The following is a 17,852-nucleotide window of genomic DNA, read 5'->3' as shown; positions in this document are numbered from 1 at the left end:
TTTAACTACACGGCTCACTGGCGATTACCGTGACCGGACTTACACCGGCAAGTGTAGTCCAGCTTTGCTGGACACACGCAAAAAAACAAGGGCATGTGAAAAAACTTTCGTTTTTTCACACGCCCTTCCTATTCACCTGTTTTATTTTTCAAACGGATATATCTCTATTAATCCTCCGGCTCGATCAGTCCGTAGGTATTCCCCTTACGCTTGTAAACTACATTCACCTGATCAGTCTCTGCATTGCAGAATACGAAGAAATTATGTCCAAGAAGTTCCATCTGGACACATGCATCTTCTGGATACATAGGCTTGATATCGAATTTCTTGGTACGAATGATCTTAACCTCTTCGTCCTCTTCATAATCCTTGTCCAGATATGCTTTCTGGAAGTTGGCAGCTGACTGCTGCTTATCTACGATCTTGTTCTTGTATTTCCTGAGCTGACGTTCAATTACTTCCTCTACAAGGTCGATTGATACATACATATCGTTGCTGACCTGCTCGGAACGGATGATGTTGCCCTTAACCGGGATCGTCACCTCGATTTTCTGTCTTTCTTTTTCTACACTAAGAGTTACGACAACTTCAGTGTCAGGAGTGAAATACCTTTCCAGTTTACCGAGCTTATCCTCTACTGCTGTACGAAGCCCGTCTGTCACTGTGATGTTCTTTCCGCTGATAATGAATTTCATGCTTCCATCCCCTTTGCTGTTTGATGGGTATATTATAACACATTACTCTAAAAATTAACATCATTTTCTGAAAAAATTACGAATTTTTTCACATTTATAAATTACCTATCAATTTTTCAAATGGTATGGTGCCACCGAACAGATCCAGGGCACTTCCTACCGTCACATCCAGTTTTCCGCCTGCTGCCATTTTGAGGGTCTGGATATCCTCCATGCTGCCAACGCCGCCAGCGTAAGTGACTGGGTGCCCATTGTATTCACCAAGCAACTTCGCCAGGGAAACTTCTATACCTTTTGCCTTGCCCTCCACATCCACTGCATGGATGAGAAATTCATCGCAATAGGCACCCAGCTTTTCCATCAGTTCCAGAGTTACCTCCTCCTCTGTAAATTTCTGCCAGCGGTCTGTGACTACATAGTATGCATCCTCTTTTTTACGACAGCTGAGATCAAGGACAAGGTGTTCTTTTCCGGCTGCATCTACCATCTTCTCCAGATTTTTCCAGGAAATATGGCCATCACGGAACACATAGGAGGTGACGATCACATGACTGGCTCCAGCAGCAAGATAATCTGCCGCATTGTCCGGGTTTACACCGCCTCCGATCTGAAGACCTCCTGGATAAGCGTCAAGGGCCAGCATGGCCTGGGCTTTTGTAGCCTGGAAGTATTCAGAATCCGCACTGTTCAGAAGGATAATATGTCCTCCCTTCAGACCTTTTTCTTTATACAAGGAAGCATAAAAAGCTGCATCCTGCTCTGACACAAAATTCTCCTGTGCCTGGTTTCCCTCATCCTTCAGACTTCCTCCTACGATCTGCTTTACCTTTCCATTATGTATATCTATGCAGGGACGAAATTTCATGATGATCCTCCTTTTCTTGCATTTGTAATTAAGTTGTAGCTATCCTGTATTTTGCTCACAAATTTATTGAAATCATATCACAAAAAGGCGTTGAATGAAACACCTCTCTTCATTCAACACCTTTTCATTTTACCTCTATTTTTTTATTATCTTCCATTCGCTGCATTATCCACAGCATCTCCAACATCTTCTACAGCGTTGCCCACACCTTCACCAACATCACGGACACCATCAGCTACTCCATCACCTAATTCTTCCACACCTTCTCCGAGAGCACCGGAAACGGAATTGTTATTGTCTGTCACATTATCACCGGGAACATCTGCATCTCCGGCAGTGCCTGCATCATCTGGTACTGCGGTATCAGCAGTTCCAGCTCCGTCTGCACCATTATTTACGCTGTCGCCCGCGTCATCCACCATGTTTTCATCCTCTGCAGTTCCATTCTCCACGTTATCCTTATCAATGGCGTCCTCATTTGCATTATTTTGAACCTCATCCGCTGCATTGTTATTGTCATTTCCACAGGCTGTAAGCATACATAATGTAAATACCAGCAAAGTACCTATGAGCATTCGTTTCATTTTTTTCATCTCATCTGTCTCCTTTTCTTATTTTCAGCTGAAAACACGTTACTGTCCACTTTCGCGAAAATGACCGTTCCGCCTGGCGGAACTCAGCCTGCGAACAGTAAACATTGCTGTATGCTCCTAATATGTACAGATGAGAAAGAAACTATTCTGGAAGAAATTTACATTTTAAAAATCCATCAATCCGGACATTTCCATTCTTCACTTATCACTGTTGTTTCCGCACGATCCTGCCGCTTTTGGAATTTCTCCACACGTCATGGGCTACCGCAATCTCTCCGCCCACCAGCACATAATCAAATCCTGTACAATACTGGTTTGGATTCTGGAAATCTGCATGAACATTTAACCGGTCCAGATGAAATACATTGATATCTGCGGGCATTCCTTTTTCCAGGATTCCCAGAGGAAGACCCAGAACATGCGCCGGTTTTGCCGTCATCTTATACACAGCATCTTCTATGGAAAAAATCTTTTTATCACGCACATAAGCGGTAAGCAGCTTCGGAAAAGCCCCGTAAACTCTGGGATGATATTTGCCCCCTGCGGGATAGATCGCATCTGAGATCAGATTTGCCCGGCTGTCTTTCAAAAAATACAGCATGTCCTCCTCTGAGGCAATGGTATCCAGCATGGTAACCTGGCAGCGCTCTTCCAGGAGAATGTCATACAGGGTATCATAAGGATCCTGTCCAAACTGCTCTGCGATCTTCGCAATAGACTGTCCTGCAAAGCTGCCGAATTTCTCCGTATGTAAAGTGCTGGCATAGATCATATCAAAGCCAGCCAGCTCCACAATGTTCTCAAAAATATCGGAAGGCTGCTTCAGCACCTTCGTAATCTCCTTCCTGCAAAACGGATCTGCCAGCCTTGCGCAGATTGCATCGGTACCGCCCTCCTGAAACTGTGGGGGAAGAAGATGTACCAGCTGGGTGGAACCAGTCAGATAGGGATACAGGTCAAAATCCACCTTCACGCCCCGCTCTGCCGCCTGGTCAAACAGCTTCAGGATTTTCACCGGAGTCCCGCCCCAGTTTTTCCGCCCGATACACTTCATATGGCTTACATGCAAGGGAATCTGCAGCTCTTCCGCCACGGAAATCACTTCCTGCAGAGCCAGCAGGATTCCATCTCCTTCATTTCGGATATGGGTGGTAATGGGAATGTCCGTCCCCTTCAAGGGCTGCAGTGCTTCCACAAGCCCATCTCTGTCATATTCAAATTCCGGGGCATAGGCAATTCCAAGGCTGATTCCAAGCGCTCCTGCTGACAGAGCTTCCTCCACAGCCTTCCACACCTGATGTAATTCTTCCTTGGAAAGCTTCCCGGAAGCATAGCCTTTTACACTGGCGCGGATGGTTCCATTTCCTGCAAGCATTCCAGTGTTGACGCTGCGCTTTTCTTTTCCAAGAGCTGACATGTAGGCGGACATGGTTGACATAATTCTAAGAGCAGCTATCTCGATTTCTTTCTCTGAAATTCCGCAAGACTCCTCTTTCTTTTTTGAGAAAAGTACACCTTCGGTATCATCTGTATTTTCATCTTTTCCCCAACGAAAATCCCCAGTCACACTGCTGAGAAATCTGGCAATCTCTTTCCCAAATTTCTCCCCGGCCGGAGCCACCGAAAGCCCACAGTTTCCATTCACAACAGTCGTCAGTCCCTGCCGGTTCAAAAGCTCATCATCCCCGTTTCCAAAGGCCTGCCAGTCTCCGTGTCTGTGAATGTCAAGGAAGCCGGGGGTTATATAACCACCGGCCGCATTCAAAACACGCTCTTTTGGAAAATCGGCTGGAATCTCCACATGAGTTCCCACTTCCGCAATTTTCCCATTTTCTATTACAAGATCTCCATGAAATGGCTTTTCCTTTTTCCCATTTACGATCCAGCCATCTTTGATTATGTAGTCCATCCCGAATTACCTTTCCTCAACTTTCCTGATAAACTGACGAATACGATCATTCTTCGGATGCTCAAAAAACTCTTCCGGAGGCGCATCCTCCACGATCACGCCATCTTCCATAAACAAAATCCGATCCGCTACTTCTCTGGCAAAATTCATCTCATGGGTGACAATGACCATGGATACTCCTTCCGCTGCTACTTTACGGATAACACTTAAGACCTCTCCAACCAGTTCCGGATCCAGTGCGCTGGTAGGCTCATCAAAAAGGATCACTTCCGGATTCATAGCCATTGCTCTTGCGATCGCAACCCTCTGCTGCTGGCCGCCGGAAAGATTCTTTGCCATTGCCTCTTCCCTGCCTTCCAGCCCAACCATTTTCAGCAAATCTTTTGCCTTTGCAATTGCCTCCTGTTTGGGAACTTTTTTCACATGGACCGGTGCCTCGATCACATTCTGCAGCACACTCATATGGGTAAAAACGTTAAATCTCTGGAAAACCATTCCAATATGCTGCCGCAGCTCATGCAGTGCCTGACCGGAATTCACAGGTTTTCCCATATAATCGATTTCGCCGCTGTCGTAGGTTTCCAGCTGGTTGATACACCGGAGAATTGTGGATTTACCAGAACCGCTGGGACCAAGGATTGCAATCTTTTCCCCTTTATGTATGTCAAAACCGATTTCCTTCAGCACCTGAAGATCCCCAAAGCTTTTGCTGATATTTTTTACACTTAAAATAACATCTTCTGCCATTTATGCCATCCTCCTTTCCAAAACTCCTGCAATCTGGGTAAATATAGTTGTCAGGATCAGATATAATACCGCAACAGCTATGTACGGCTCAAAATAGTGGAAAGAATTATAAGCGATCAGGGTTCCCTCTCTTGTCAGCTCTGTCAAAGTGATGGCGGACAAAATAGAGGTATTTTTGATGGTGGCAATAAACTGGTTTACAAGAGGAAGAATGCAGATCTTGGTTGCCTGTGGTGCCACAATTCGAAGCATTTCCAGATGCCAGGGCATTCCAAGTGCTTTGGCTGCTTCTCTCTGCCCCGGGTCAATAGCATGGATACCGGAACGGACAATTTCTGCAATGTATGCGCCTGTATTTAAAGACATGGAAAGCACACCTGCTGTCATAGCGCTGAAAGTAATGCCCAGGTTTGGCAAACCGAAATAGATCAGAAATGCCTGCACCATCAGCGGGGTTCCTCTCCAGATCCAGATGTACAGCTGTGCCAGTCTGGATACCACTTTTATATGGCTGTCCCTCATCAGCGCAAGCACAACGCCCAGAATCGTACCAAAAATAAGCGTGAGAACCGATATTTCCATCGTCACTGCGCATCCCTGGAGCAGTGATGTCATTTTGTCAAATACAAGTGACCATTTCAATGTTACCATACTATTTCCCCTGTGACCAGTAATTATAGCCGGTTTATCCTTTCTTCCTTACTTTTCCGGTATTACTGTTCACTCCGTGACCAGTAACGCGCTTCGCGATGCACAGAAAGACGAACCTTCTTGTGACAAGCACAAGAAGTAGCGTTTGCTGCGCAAACTTAATTCTCGGGTTTTCTGTGAACTTTGTTCACAAAAACACCTCGCGGAATGTTACCAGTGAACAGTAACTTTCCGGTTACTGTTCACTTTGTTCACAGCAACTTGTTTTCTGCATAGAAGTATATGCCTGTTTTATTCAGCGGTTTCCGCATCTTCTGCTGCAGCTGCTTCTTCTCCCTCACCGGAAGCATCGATCCATTTTGTCCAGAGTGTATCATAAGTGCCGTCTGCATAATACTCGTCAATACATTCATTGATAAATGCAAGAAGATCATCTTTTCCCTTCTGTACGGCAATGGCGTTCTCTGCGTGGGTAAATGGATCACACACGATTTTGGCACCTTCGTATTCCTGGGAAAGGATCTTCTGGTTCAAAAGGTCGTTTACCACAACGTCCACACGACCAGCCAGAAGATCTGATACACATCCTACTGTATCCTTGTACTGAACAATCTCATAGGAAACATCCGGATTCTCATCCAGAAAGCTCTGCACTACATTATAAGAAGTTGCGCCCTCTTTTACGGCAACCTTCAGACCATCGCAGTTATGCTATCCCAATTTCCAGCTTTACTAACGCAAAAAGGACCGCCCTGTGGCAGCCCTTTCTGCATGGCAGAAATGCGATATTGCATTTCTCTCTTATGAAGTTTCGGTACGTTATGGAAACAAGTGCAAAAATGCTTTATCAGCAAATACTCTGACCTGCCATACCATAAACGCAAAAAACGGAGCAAACTCTCTAAGTAGTTTGCTCCGTTGCAACTTATGATGGAATTATAGCAAACACATTGCTATCTGTAAATCCATAAATTCAGCAATTATTTTGTATGCATTTTACAATTTTTGTATATTTCTGTTAACCTTCGATCACGTTGCTCATATCATATCTTCCAGCTGGTTTTCCGGCAAGATATTTCGCTGCTTCTACAGCACCCTTGCCAAATACAGCCTTAGAATATGCTGTGTGCTTAAATTCGATCACTTCATCCGGTCCGGCAAAAATCACTTCATGCTCGCCAACAATAGAGCCTCCGCGAACTGCGGAAATACCGATCTCCTTAGCGTCACGTTTCTCTCTTCTCTGGCTGCGGTCATATACGTAATGATACTGGTTGTCCATTGCCTCGTTCAGACTATCTGCAAGGGCAAGAGCTGTTCCGCTTGGTGCATCCACTTTCAGGTTATGGTGCTTCTCTACAATCTCCATGTCAAAACCAGCTGCTGCCAAAACCTTAGCTGCATCCTGAACCAGTTTCAAAAGAGTATTGATTCCAAGGGACATGTTGGCAGATTTCAGAACGGCGATCTTTTTTGCACTCTCTTCTACTCTTGCAAGCTGCTCTTCACTTAAACCTGTGGTGCAAAGAACTACCGGCATATTTTTCTTCTCGCAGTAGTCCATCAGCTTATCAAAAGCCTTCGGGGAGGAAAAATCGATAACAGCATCTGCTTCCACCTGGCAATCGTCAATGTTTGTGAATACCGGATAGCTGTTTTTCCCCTGGTCTGCAATGTCGATTCCTGCTACGATCTGGGCATTTGCATCCTTCTCAACAATATTGGAAATAACCTGTCCCATATGACCGTTACATCCGTGCATGATAATTTTAACCATTTTATTTTTTCCTTTCTTACTGTAAATTAACGAGCTTGTAAAAATTATTTCAACAATATACGCGCTCTGTTTTTCTCTGCTTACATATTACAAAGAAATCCCGTCAGCCGCTGTCAGACAATATGCTGCCGCACACCAGAGCTGACAGGCTCTGTCCGGGATTTCAACATTATTTATGCAAGCTTAATTCCGTAATCAGCAAGAGCTTTTTTCAGTCTCTCCTCGTTCTCCGGCTCCATCTCACAAAGAGGCATACGGGTCGGTCCCACTTTCCAGCCCATCAGGTTCAGGGCAGTCTTAACCGGAATCGGGTTTACCTCGCAGAACAGTGCATTGATAAGAGGAACAGCCTCAAGCTGAAGTCTGGCAGCACCAGCAAGGTCTCCCTCCATAAATTTCATAACCATGTCATGTGTATTCTTCGGAGCAACATTGGATAAAACAGAGATTACTCCAAGTCCGCCAAGGGAAAGAATCGGAAGTACCTGGTCATCATTTCCGGAATAAAGCTCGAGAGCTCCGTCAGCCATGGACATCATCTTGGCGATCTGGGAAAGATCTCCGCTTGCAGCCTTGATTCCCACAATGTTCTTCACATTCTTCGCAAGAGCAACTGCTGTAGCAGGCTGGATATTGCAGCCTGTACGACTTGGCACATTATACATAATGATCGGAGTTTCCGGTACAGAATTGGCAATCTCTGTATAATGACGGATAAGACCCTTCTGGCTTGCCTTGTTGTAATATGGAGTCACGATCAGAAGTGCATCAGCGCCATAAGAAGCAGCTTCCTGCGACATCATGACTGCAGTCTCTGTGCAATTAGAACCGGTACCTGCAATAACAGGAACTCTTCCAGCTACCTTGTCAATTGCAAATTTGATGGTCTGGAGATGTTCTCCGTGTGTCAATGTAGAAGACTCGCCTGTAGTGCCGCAGATAACGATTGCATCTGTGCTGTTCGCAATCTGATATTCCAGAAGTTCTTCCAGTTTCTCATAATTTACCTTTCCATCTTCATGCATCGGGGTTACAATTGCAACGGCTGCACCTTTGAAAATTGCCATATTATTTCCTCCTATTCATCTTTATCATGAGTTCTGCTCTCTTCCAAGAGTGGTAATGGTAGTCACACTGTCCACATAATCCAAAATGCCAGGGTCTACCCGATTTCCTGTAAGTATCAAATGCATAGATTCGTCCTTCTGTTTCAAAAGCCCGACAACCATATCAACAGTAGCAATATGCTTATCCAGAAGTCCCAGAATTTCATCCAGTACCAGGAAATCACATTCCTGTGTAGCAATCACTTTACGGGCAAAATTTAAACCATTGAGAATATTGCGCTCCTCTTCAACCTGCTCTTCCTCATTCAACTGGTCGTAACAGGTCTCCATCTTTTCGAAGCGGAAGATCTTGATATCCAGCTGATCCAGTTCTTCCAGAAAGTCCAGCTCGCGCCGTTCATTTCCTTTCAGGAACTGAATGATGATCACACTTTTGCCCTGAGAAGATGCCCGCAGTGCCTGACCAATTGCCAGTGTGGTCTTACCTCTGCCATTTCCGCAATATACTTCTGTTATTTCTTTTTCCATACTGATTCCTCTTATTGTTAAAAATAATGTTACCGTCTGCCATAGATCAATAACATTCCTCGCAATGCCGTCTCCGCAAATGATACCATTCATTCAGATATCGCGCTTTGCAAATAGAAACCGCAAACTGCGCCATTTTTAATATGCTTATATTACCGCAAAACCAGCAGAAATGCAAGCAGAAGAAACTTGGAGAAAAATTGGGCTGGCTGCCTTCCATAAAGCAACTAGCAGACCATGGCGTATTTCCCGCCACTGCAGTTGGTTTACACATACTCCAGCTTGCTCACCGATACCTCATAAGCGATTCTCTTCTGTGTCTCATTTTCCCCGATTCGCTTCATGTATTCCCTGCTTTGGATCCTGCCCCAGATCAGTACATGACCGCCCACTTCAAAGGCTGAAGCATAGCGGGCATTTCGTCCCCAGCAAATACACGGTATGTAATCTGATTTTCCATAAGGTCGGTTCACTGCAAGAAGCAGATCGGCAATCTCTCTTCCCAGCGGTGTTTTCCGGTAAACAGGCGGCTTACAGATATATCCGTCCAGGAAAATCTGGTTTACCGGTGCCAGAGAATCCTCTTCTTCCAGAAATTTTAATTCCCGTGCAAATGCGGAAAGCACCAGCCGGTTGTGTTTTTCTTCATGACGGTTATAGGAACGGAACTGTCCGTGAATTTCCACATACTGTCCCACGTAATCCTGGGTAACGTCCACCAGCCTTTCAGATACCATCACCGGAATCCTGTCTTCAGAATCGCTAAGCCTCTTTACCAGAAGATCCATGGTATAAAATCCTTCTCCGTAAACCTGGTGGCTGAATGTGAAACCTGTAACGATTTTTCCCGTGATGGAAACCTGATTGTTTTCAATAATTTTATCTGCCATGTTGTAGTTCTCCTTCCTTATTTTCACTTTTTTCTGCAGACATATAATACTTGTCTTACTTGTTGGTCTATAATATCTATGAGAAAATCACCCTGTTTAGAACCAGAAATTTAAAATATTTTTTTCATAGAAATTCAAAAATTTTTTTTCAACACCTTGTAATTCGCGAAAAATGTGGTAAACTGAGGTTTTGGACAATATAAAGAAGAAACTACATTAATATGGAAAGAAAGAGGCAGAATCCCTCTGCCCGATAAAGAAAGGATTTCGATTTTTATGAAGACGAAACGCGAAGATGTACGTAACGTAGCCATCATTGCCCACGTTGACCATGGTAAAACCACTCTGGTAGACCAGCTTCTGAAACAGAGCGGTGTTTTCCGTGCCAATCAGGAGGTTCAGGAACGTGTCATGGACTCCAACGATATTGAGAGAGAGCGTGGTATCACAATTCTCTCCAAGAACACAGCAGTTCATTACAAAGACACAAAGATCAACATTATCGATACCCCAGGACATGCTGACTTCGGCGGCGAGGTTGAGCGTGTACTGAAAATGGTAGACGGCGTTATCCTTCTGGTTGACGCTTTCGAAGGCGCTATGCCTCAGACCAAATTCGTTCTGAAAAAAGCTCTTGAGCTGGATCTGCACGTAATCGTCTGCATTAATAAGATAGACCGTCCAGAAGCAAGGCCAGACGAGGTTGTTGACGAGGTTCTGGAACTTCTTATGGATCTTGGTGCTTCCGATGAGCAGCTCGACTGCCCATTCCTCTATGCATCTGCAAAAACAGGACACGCTGTTCTGGATCTGAAGGATACACCAGAGAACATGGAGCCGCTGTTTGAGGCTATTCTGAAATACATTCCGGCTCCGGAGGGAGACCCGGATGCAGACACACAGGTACTGATCAGTACCATTGATTATAACGAATATGTTGGACGTATCGGCGTTGGTAAGGTTGAGAGCGGCACTATTGCCGTAAACCAGGAGCTTACTCTTCTGAACCACCACGATCCGGACAAAAAACAGAAGGTTAAGATCAGCAAGCTTTATGAGTTTGACGGTCTGAATAAAGTTGAGGTAAAAGAGGCAACTATCGGATCAATTGTTGCAATTTCCGGTATTGCTGAAATTCATATCGGAGATACCCTTTGCGGCGGAGATAACCCGGAGGCAATTCCATTCCAGAAGATTTCTGAGCCGACTATCGCCATGAACTTCCTGGTAAATGACAGCCCGCTTGCAGGACAGGAGGGTAAATACATCACCTCCCGTCATCTCCGTGACAGACTTTACAGAGAGTTGAACACAGATGTCAGCCTTCGCGTAGAAGACACTGAGACAACTGAGTGCTTTAAGGTTTCCGGACGTGGTGAGCTTCATCTTTCCGTTCTTATTGAGAATATGAGACGTGAGGGATATGAATTTGCAGTCAGCAAGCCAGAGGTACTTTACAAAATTGATGAACGTGGCAAGAAATTAGAGCCAATGGAAATTGCCTACATTGATGTTCCGGAGGAATTTTCCGGTACCGTTATCCAGATGCTCAGCGAGCGTAAGGGTGAACTGCAGGGAATGAGCACTGCAAGCGACGGTTCCGTTCGTCTTGAGTTCCACATTCCTTCCCGTGGACTGATTGGTTTCCGAGGAAATTTCCTTACTTCCACAAAGGGAACTGGTATTATCAATACTATTTTTGATGGCTATTCTCCATATAAGGGAGATTTCCAGTATCGTAAACAGGGTTCCCTGATTGCTTTCGAGGGCGGCGAGGCTGTTACTTATGGTCTGTTTGCAGCTCAGGAGCGTGGTACTTTATTTATCGGACCTGGTGCAAAGGTTTACAGTGGTATGGTTATCGGACAGAATGGCAAGGCAGAGGATATCGAGCTGAATGTCTGCAAGACCAAGCATCTGACCAATACTCGTTCCTCTTCTGCTGATGAGGCACTGAAACTGACTCCGCCAAGAGTTCTCAGTTTGGAGCAGGCTATTGAGTTTATCGATACAGATGAGCTTCTGGAGGTTACTCCAAGCAGCCTTCGTATCCGTAAGAAGATTCTGGATTCCCGTGATCGTAAGAGAGCTTCTATTAAGAAAAATGCGTAAGGGATTATAAGAAAATAGAGCAGATAGATCTTAGGTTGAGTAAGATTTATCTGCTCTTTTGTATAATTGCGATTTAGTGAGTTGGTCGTTATTCCGGACGCGATTTCACAATGTATATTCACCGCCGCGCGTCCAGGTGTTCCGGCAAGCTAATGACTTACGGAGACTAAGACGCTCAGAAAAGCCTTCGCGCCTAAGTCTCCGTAAGTCATGGATCTCGCCTCCACTAAAACCGCTCCTAAAATGCGCGGCTTGCGAATATACATTGCAAAATCGCTGGTTACTGGAAAGGCAAGCCCTTACAATTCTTTTTTTAGTTTATAGAAGTCCTTCACAGCCTTCCAGCCAATTTTCACAATCTTCTTCACATTAATGGAATTAGTTCCGCCCTGTCTGGGTTTGAAGGTGATTTCAATGAATTTAACTTTCTCTTTGTAATGGACGAAGTATGTTGTAAACATAATGTTGGGGATGTTGAAATCTTCTGGGAGTTTGTCGATATATTTGGCTACCAGGCTGGATTTCATCAGGCGGTACGGCGCATTGGCGTCGGAAACTTTTACACCGAAGATCATTCTCAGCAGAAAGCATACAACATTCTCTACGAATTTTCTGGATTTTCCGTCGCCACGTACAGCGCGGCTGCCGATTATTGCATCATACCGGCCCCTCTGGTTCCAAAATGGCTCGAATTCGTCTGGATTGGTCTGACCGTCGGAATCAGTCTGGAAAATATAATCGGCTTTCTGCCGGATGGCGTAGCGATATCCATAAAGTACTGTAGGACCGTGACCGCCGTTTGGTTTATCCAGTGGGACAAGAAGGGGTCTTGTAGCGGCACATTTCTGCAGAAGTTCGTAGGTGTTGTCTTTACTTCCATCGTTAATAATCACCAGTCTGGAATTTCCCTCGTCGTTATGACGTTCCACTACTGGGTACCACTGGTCAATGGTTTTCTCAATATTCTCCGATTCATTATATGCCGGAATTACGATATATAAACTGGACATAACTTCCTCCCATTTACTGATTTTTCAAACAGGCTTTAAGCTTTAACAGCATATCTTTAACCGTACTTTATATATCATATTGTAACTGTTCAGTACCTTCACTGCTACACGCTTCGCGGTACACAGAAATCACGCTTTCAGCCCAAATTCTTCTGCTAATTTTCCAAACTGGGGCAAAGAGTTCATAATCGTGTCATACGATACACAATAAGCCAGTCTTACATATCCAGGGCAGGCAAAGGAGCTTCCTGGCACCATAAGGATATTGTATTTTTTGCCAGCTTCGCAGAAGGCTTTTTCATCTGTAACTGGAGATTTCACGAATAAATAAAACGCTCCCTGTGGCTTGATACATTCAAATCCCAGTTCTTTCAGTCCATTGTAAAGAGCAAGGCGGTTCTTGTCGTAAGCTGCCACATCTACCTCTGCATCTACGCATTTCGCGATTACTTTCTGGATCAGGGATGGAGCATTTACGCAGCCGATAGTACGATTAGCAATGGCTGCTGCTGCGATCAGTTCCTCGCTTCCGTCTGCCTCGTCTGGAATAACCAGATAACCGATACGCTCACCTGGAAGAGAAAGGGATTTGCTGTAGGAATAGCCTACGATTGTATTTGCATAATATTTTGTCAGATAGGGTACCTGTACGCCGTCATAGGCCAGTTCTCTATATGGCTCATCAGAAATCAGGTAAATCACTGTGCCAAATTCTTTCTGCTTCGCTTCCAGAATTGACGTAAGTTTCCTGATTGTTTCTTCTGAATAAACAACTCCAGTCGGATTGTGAGGAGTATTCACAATGACAGCACGGGTCTTCGGTGTGATTTTCTCCTCAAATTCCTTCAGATTCGGCTGGAATGTGGTAGTATCCGGTGAGATTTCCACAAGATTGCCGTCATAATTGCGTACATATGCACCATACTCCAGAAAATAAGGTGCAAAAACGATCACCTCTTCTCCAGGATTCAGGATTGTCTTAAATGCTACGTTCAATCCGCTGGCTGCACCAACTGTCATGATCAGATTTTTTGCTGCAAAAGAAGTGCCAAATCGACGGTTCAGGGACTCTGCAATTGTCTGGCGAACATCCTCGAATCCTGCATTGCTCATATAGCCATGGAGAACTGTCGGTTCTTCCTCATTTACCAGATCAATAATGGCCTGACGAACACAATCCGGTGCGGGAACGCTTGGATTTCCAAGGCTGAAATCAAATACATTTTCCGGTCCGTAAATCGCGCGAAGGCGATTGCCTTCCTCGAACATCATACGGATTGCAGAATTGTTTTTTACATATGGTTTCATTTTTTCTGCTATCATTTTATGTCACTCCTCTTTTGCTTATTTCTTATTAAGATTTCTCTATTATTTCGTCTTATTTTTCCCAAATATAATCCATCCTACAAGTCCCAGCACCAGCAGACTCACAATCATCCACACGGTCAGCACAACCGGTCCCTTCGGGCTGAACATATCATAATATCCTTTCAGATAAATCACAACTACAATCGCCGGAATCACATACAGCATGTATTTCTGTACGTTTGCAGGGAATTTCAGCCCTTCTCCGGTATCCGCCTCTTTAATAAAGCGCTTCCAGCCCCAGCCATATTTGGACACGCAGAACATTACAAATACTACAGAACCCAGTGGAAGAATATTATTGGATACAATGAAATCTTCCAGATCCATGATGTTCGTTCCTGCTCCAAGCGGCTGTATTCCTGACAAAATGTTGAAGCCAAATACTGCCGGCAGAGAAAGAAGGATCATTGCCACCATGTTGACTATAACAGCTTTTCCACGGCTCCAGCCTTTTCTGTCCATTGAATAGGATATAATATTTTCAAAGACCGCAATTACAGTAGACAGGGAGGCAAAGGACATAAACAGGAAAAACAGAGCTCCCCAGATTTTCCCTCCTGTCATCTGGTTAAATACATTAGGCAATGTAATAAATACAAGTCCCGGGCCTGCTCCTGGCTCCACACCAAATGCGAAGCATGCCGGAATAATGATCAATCCTGCCATCAATGCGACAAAGGTATCCAGAATCGTAATATGCAGAGATTCTCCCAGAAGGGATCTATCCTTTCCAAGATAGCTTCCGAAAATCGTCATAGAGCCTGCACCAATACTTAATGTAAAAAATGCCTGCGACAGTGCCCCAAAGATCACATTTCCGATTCCGATCTCGGCCATAGCGGCAAAATCCGGCACCAGGTAAAATTTCACTCCCTCCATCGCTCCGTCAAGCGTAAGCGAATGAACCGCAAGCACTACGATCAGCGCCAGAAGACATATCATCATTACTTTTGTGATTTTCTCCAGGCCACGCTGCACTCCCAAAGAGCACACTCCGAAGGATAAAACAACTACAATGATCATCCATAAAGTCATTGTACCAGCTGAATCCTGAAGTCCTGTAAAATAGTCTGCCACCTGTGCAGAATCTTTCCCGTCCAGTTTGCCGGCTGCCATTGCATAACAGTAGTAAAGCATCCATCCTGCAACCATGGTGTAGAACATCATCAGCACATAGTTGGAAACCATGCTCATGTAGCTGAAATTATGGAAGTTGGCGCCCTCCGGTTCCAGGTCGTGAAATGCCCTTGCCGTGCTTTTACGGCTTGCACGTCCTACTGCGAATTCACATACCAGTACTGGCAATCCCAACAAAACCAGAAATATCAGGTAAATCAGAATAAATGCCGCTCCACCATATTTTCCCGCCATATACGGAAACTTCCACACGTTTCCAAGTCCAATGGCGCATCCTGCAGAGACCAGGATAAATCCCAGCCGTGATCCAAAGGTTTCTCGTTCTTTCAAATCGTCCCCCTTGTTTTCTTTTTCATTTTATAGTGCCTGGCAGCTGCACCTTCCAGGCTTTGTTTTTGTTGGAAAGTAATAAAAAGGACCGGTTATATCCAGCCCTTTTTCATATTTTTCCTGATATCTTATTGTAACGCGCCCACACTTTTATGTCAACGCTTTTATGTGATGGAAATTTGACGTTTTAAAGTCGAAAATAAATCATTGGTGATAATTTACGATTTTTTCGCAGTAACAGAGACCAATGTATTGGTGTCCGCAAACTTTTATACATAAAAAGAACAGTCTCACCTTAAACACCATTTTCCAGGCAAAACTGTCCTCTTTCATTATTCCTTAACTTTTCACACTAAGTCTCACCAGCGCCCTCTGCAGCTTGGCTTCTACGATCTTGTATTCCTTATCGGAAAGTCCACCCTGGGCCAGCTTTTCCTGGGCACGCTCTTTGGCTTTTCCAGCGCGGTCGGCGTCGATGTCCTCCTGCCATTCCCAGGTGGTTGCAAGAAGACTGCAATTGCCATCCATTACGGTGAGCATGCCGCCGATGCAGGCTGCACTGCGGCTGGTGCCATTCTCCAGTATCACATGGGCCTCGCCCATTCCAAGAGCGGTACAGAAGTTGCAGTGTCCTGCCAGGATTGCCAGATCACCGGTAATGCTGCGGCACACAATGCGCTGCACCTCTCCCTCAAAAAGCAGGCCGTCGGGGGTACCGATTCTAAGGGGAAATGTCCTCATAGGCAGCCTCCTTTACTGATTCTGGTTATTTTTTGCTTTCTCAAATACATCGTCAATAGTTCCGGCAAACAGGAAGCAGCTCTCTGGAATACTGTCGCACTCGCCATCCAGGATCATCTTAAATCCACGGAGAGTCTCTTTCAGCGGAACGTACTGTCCCGGCATACCTGTAAACTGCTCTGCTACAGAGAAGCTCTGTGACAGGAATCGCTGCACCTTACGCGCGCGGCTTACTGTCAGCTTATCCTCTTCTGAAAGCTCATCCATACCCATAATTGCAATAATATCCTGCAGTTCTTTATAACGCTGCAGAACTCTCTGTACTGCACGTGCAATCTCATAATGCTCCTGTCCAACTACCTCCGGGGAAAGGATACGGCTGGTGGAATCAAGCGGATCCACTGCCGGATAAATACCCTGGCTGGCGATCTCACGGGAAAGTACGGTGGTCGCATCCAGATGGGTAAATGTAGTAGCCGGAGCCGGGTCTGTAAGGTCATCGGCAGGTACATAAACAGCCTGTACAGATGTGATGGAACCCTTTCTGGTAGAAGTGATACGCTCCTGAAGGGCACCCATCTCAGTAGCCAGAGTTGGCTGATAACCTACAGCGGAAGGCATACGTCCAAGAAGTGCGGAAACCTCTGAGCCAGCCTGTGTAAAACGGAAAATATTATCAATGAAAAGAAGCACGTCCTGATTCTTCACATCACGGAAATACTCTGCCATAGTCAGTCCGGAAAGACCAACTCGCATACGTGCTCCCGGCGGCTCGTTCATCTGACCATAAACCAGTGCAGTTTTGTCGATAACGCCGCTTTCCTTCATTTCATTGTAAAGGTCATTACCCTCACGGGTACGCTCTCCAACACCTGTAAATACGGAAAGTCCGCCGTGTGCTGTGGCAACATTGTGGATCAGCTCCATAATAAGAACTGTTTTGCCAACACCAGCACCTCCGAACAGACCGATCTTACCACCTTTTGCATAAGGGCAGATCAGGTCAACAACCTTGATACCGGTCTCCAGGATCTCAGTTGCCGGCATCTGCTCCTCATAGGATGGTGCCGGACGGTGGATTGCCCAGTGCTCTTTCGTCTCTGGTGCCGGAAGATTATCTACCGGATCACCAAGAAGATTAAATACTCGTCCAAGGCACTCTTCTCCAACTGGAACCTTGATGGGTTCACCAGTATCTACAGCCTTGGTTCCTCTTACCAGACCATCGGTGGAATTCATGGCGATACAGCGTACCGTATTATCCCCGATCTGCTGAGCAACCTCTGCTGTGAGCTTTGTGCCTTCATGATCAATTTCGATGGCATTGAGAAGTGCCGGCAGCTCGTCATGCCCGAACCGGATATCCAGTACCGGACCGATTACCTGCACCACCTCGCCAATGTGTTTTTCGCTCATTTAGCAGTCTCCTTAT

The 17,852-nt window shown here is 45.3% G+C and carries 17 protein-coding genes; 1 reads left to right on the top strand and 16 read right to left on the bottom strand.

All coding sequences use genetic code 11. The annotated features are described in order from the left end of the window. Positions 1-167: 167 nt before the first annotated feature. From raiA to I2D69_RS14060, 11 genes are all read right to left on the bottom strand, one after another. Positions 168-695, bottom strand: coding sequence for a ribosome-associated translation inhibitor RaiA (raiA, locus tag I2D69_RS14110; RefSeq protein WP_118582188.1), 528 nt, complete (start codon positions 693-695; stop codon positions 168-170). Between the two features lie 94 nt (positions 696-789). Then, positions 790-1,560 carry a phosphoribosylformimino-5-aminoimidazole carboxamide ribotide isomerase gene (gene hisA, locus I2D69_RS14105; protein ID WP_195380089.1) on the bottom strand — a complete coding sequence of 257 codons (771 nt, stop codon included), beginning with the start codon at positions 1,558-1,560 and terminating at the stop codon, positions 790-792. A gap of 146 nt (positions 1,561-1,706) precedes the next feature. Beyond that, positions 1,707-2,153: a hypothetical protein gene (locus I2D69_RS14100; RefSeq protein ID WP_118582182.1), complete on the bottom strand. Its 447-nt coding sequence runs from the start codon at positions 2,151-2,153 to the stop codon at positions 1,707-1,709. Between the two features lie 205 nt (positions 2,154-2,358). Continuing rightward, on the bottom strand, positions 2,359-4,062 hold the full coding sequence (locus I2D69_RS14095; protein ID WP_195380088.1) for an amidohydrolase family protein: 1,704 nt from the start codon (positions 4,060-4,062) through the stop codon (positions 2,359-2,361). A 6-nt stretch (positions 4,063-4,068) separates the two neighbouring features. Then, the gene (locus I2D69_RS14090) at positions 4,069-4,809 is read right to left on the bottom strand and encodes an amino acid ABC transporter ATP-binding protein (RefSeq protein WP_207741815.1); all 741 of its coding nucleotides are present in this window, start codon (positions 4,807-4,809) and stop codon (positions 4,069-4,071) included. Beyond that, the gene (locus tag I2D69_RS14085) at positions 4,810-5,460 is read right to left on the bottom strand and encodes an amino acid ABC transporter permease (protein ID WP_118582170.1); all 651 of its coding nucleotides are present in this window, start codon (positions 5,458-5,460) and stop codon (positions 4,810-4,812) included. Positions 5,461-5,751: 291 nt separating this feature from the next. Then, positions 5,752-6,156 carry a transporter substrate-binding domain-containing protein gene (locus I2D69_RS14080; protein WP_195380090.1) on the bottom strand — a complete coding sequence of 135 codons (405 nt, stop codon included), beginning with the start codon at positions 6,154-6,156 and terminating at the stop codon, positions 5,752-5,754. Between the two features lie 322 nt (positions 6,157-6,478). Beyond that, the gene (gene dapB / locus I2D69_RS14075) at positions 6,479-7,237 is read right to left on the bottom strand and encodes a 4-hydroxy-tetrahydrodipicolinate reductase (protein ID WP_148461017.1); all 759 of its coding nucleotides are present in this window, start codon (positions 7,235-7,237) and stop codon (positions 6,479-6,481) included. A 173-nt stretch (positions 7,238-7,410) separates the two neighbouring features. After that, positions 7,411-8,304 (bottom strand): 4-hydroxy-tetrahydrodipicolinate synthase, encoded by an 894-nt coding sequence (gene dapA / locus I2D69_RS14070; protein ID WP_118582161.1) that lies wholly within the window; start codon positions 8,302-8,304, stop codon positions 7,411-7,413. A 24-nt stretch (positions 8,305-8,328) separates the two neighbouring features. Further along, positions 8,329-8,832 carry a cob(I)yrinic acid a,c-diamide adenosyltransferase gene (locus I2D69_RS14065; RefSeq protein ID WP_118582158.1) on the bottom strand — a complete coding sequence of 168 codons (504 nt, stop codon included), beginning with the start codon at positions 8,830-8,832 and terminating at the stop codon, positions 8,329-8,331. Between the two features lie 266 nt (positions 8,833-9,098). Next, on the bottom strand, positions 9,099-9,722 hold the full coding sequence (locus I2D69_RS14060; protein ID WP_118582155.1) for a single-stranded DNA-binding protein: 624 nt from the start codon (positions 9,720-9,722) through the stop codon (positions 9,099-9,101). A gap of 276 nt (positions 9,723-9,998) precedes the next feature. Between I2D69_RS14060 and typA the strand changes: the two genes are divergently transcribed. After that, on the top strand, positions 9,999-11,834 hold the full coding sequence (gene typA / locus I2D69_RS14055) for a translational GTPase TypA (RefSeq protein WP_118582152.1): 1,836 nt from the start codon (positions 9,999-10,001) through the stop codon (positions 11,832-11,834). Between the two features lie 299 nt (positions 11,835-12,133). Here the strand turns inward: typA and I2D69_RS14050 are convergent, their stop codons facing one another. The 5 genes from I2D69_RS14050 to atpD all read right to left on the bottom strand — a co-directional run bounded on the left by I2D69_RS14050 (position 12,134) and on the right by atpD (position 17,836). Then, the gene (locus tag I2D69_RS14050) at positions 12,134-12,844 is read right to left on the bottom strand and encodes a glycosyltransferase family 2 protein (RefSeq protein WP_148461016.1); all 711 of its coding nucleotides are present in this window, start codon (positions 12,842-12,844) and stop codon (positions 12,134-12,136) included. A 129-nt stretch (positions 12,845-12,973) separates the two neighbouring features. Further along, positions 12,974-14,167 (bottom strand): pyridoxal phosphate-dependent aminotransferase, encoded by a 1,194-nt coding sequence (locus I2D69_RS14045; RefSeq protein ID WP_173735282.1) that lies wholly within the window; start codon positions 14,165-14,167, stop codon positions 12,974-12,976. A 45-nt stretch (positions 14,168-14,212) separates the two neighbouring features. Continuing rightward, positions 14,213-15,679: a sodium-dependent transporter gene (locus tag I2D69_RS14040; RefSeq protein ID WP_173770104.1), complete on the bottom strand. Its 1,467-nt coding sequence runs from the start codon at positions 15,677-15,679 to the stop codon at positions 14,213-14,215. Positions 15,680-16,018: 339 nt separating this feature from the next. Further along, positions 16,019-16,420: an ATP synthase F1 subunit epsilon gene (gene atpC, locus I2D69_RS14035; protein ID WP_148461014.1), complete on the bottom strand. Its 402-nt coding sequence runs from the start codon at positions 16,418-16,420 to the stop codon at positions 16,019-16,021. Between the two features lie 12 nt (positions 16,421-16,432). Further along, positions 16,433-17,836 carry a F0F1 ATP synthase subunit beta gene (atpD, locus tag I2D69_RS14030; protein WP_148461013.1) on the bottom strand — a complete coding sequence of 468 codons (1,404 nt, stop codon included), beginning with the start codon at positions 17,834-17,836 and terminating at the stop codon, positions 16,433-16,435. Between the last annotated feature and the right edge of the window lie 16 nt (positions 17,837-17,852).

Origin of the sequence: Ruminococcus sp. D54t1_190329_F1 (assembly GCF_015551645.1) — a bacterium.
GTDB lineage: Bacteria > Bacillota > Clostridia > Lachnospirales > Lachnospiraceae > Blautia_A > Blautia_A faecis.
This window is presented reverse-complemented; position numbering and strand designations above follow the sequence as displayed.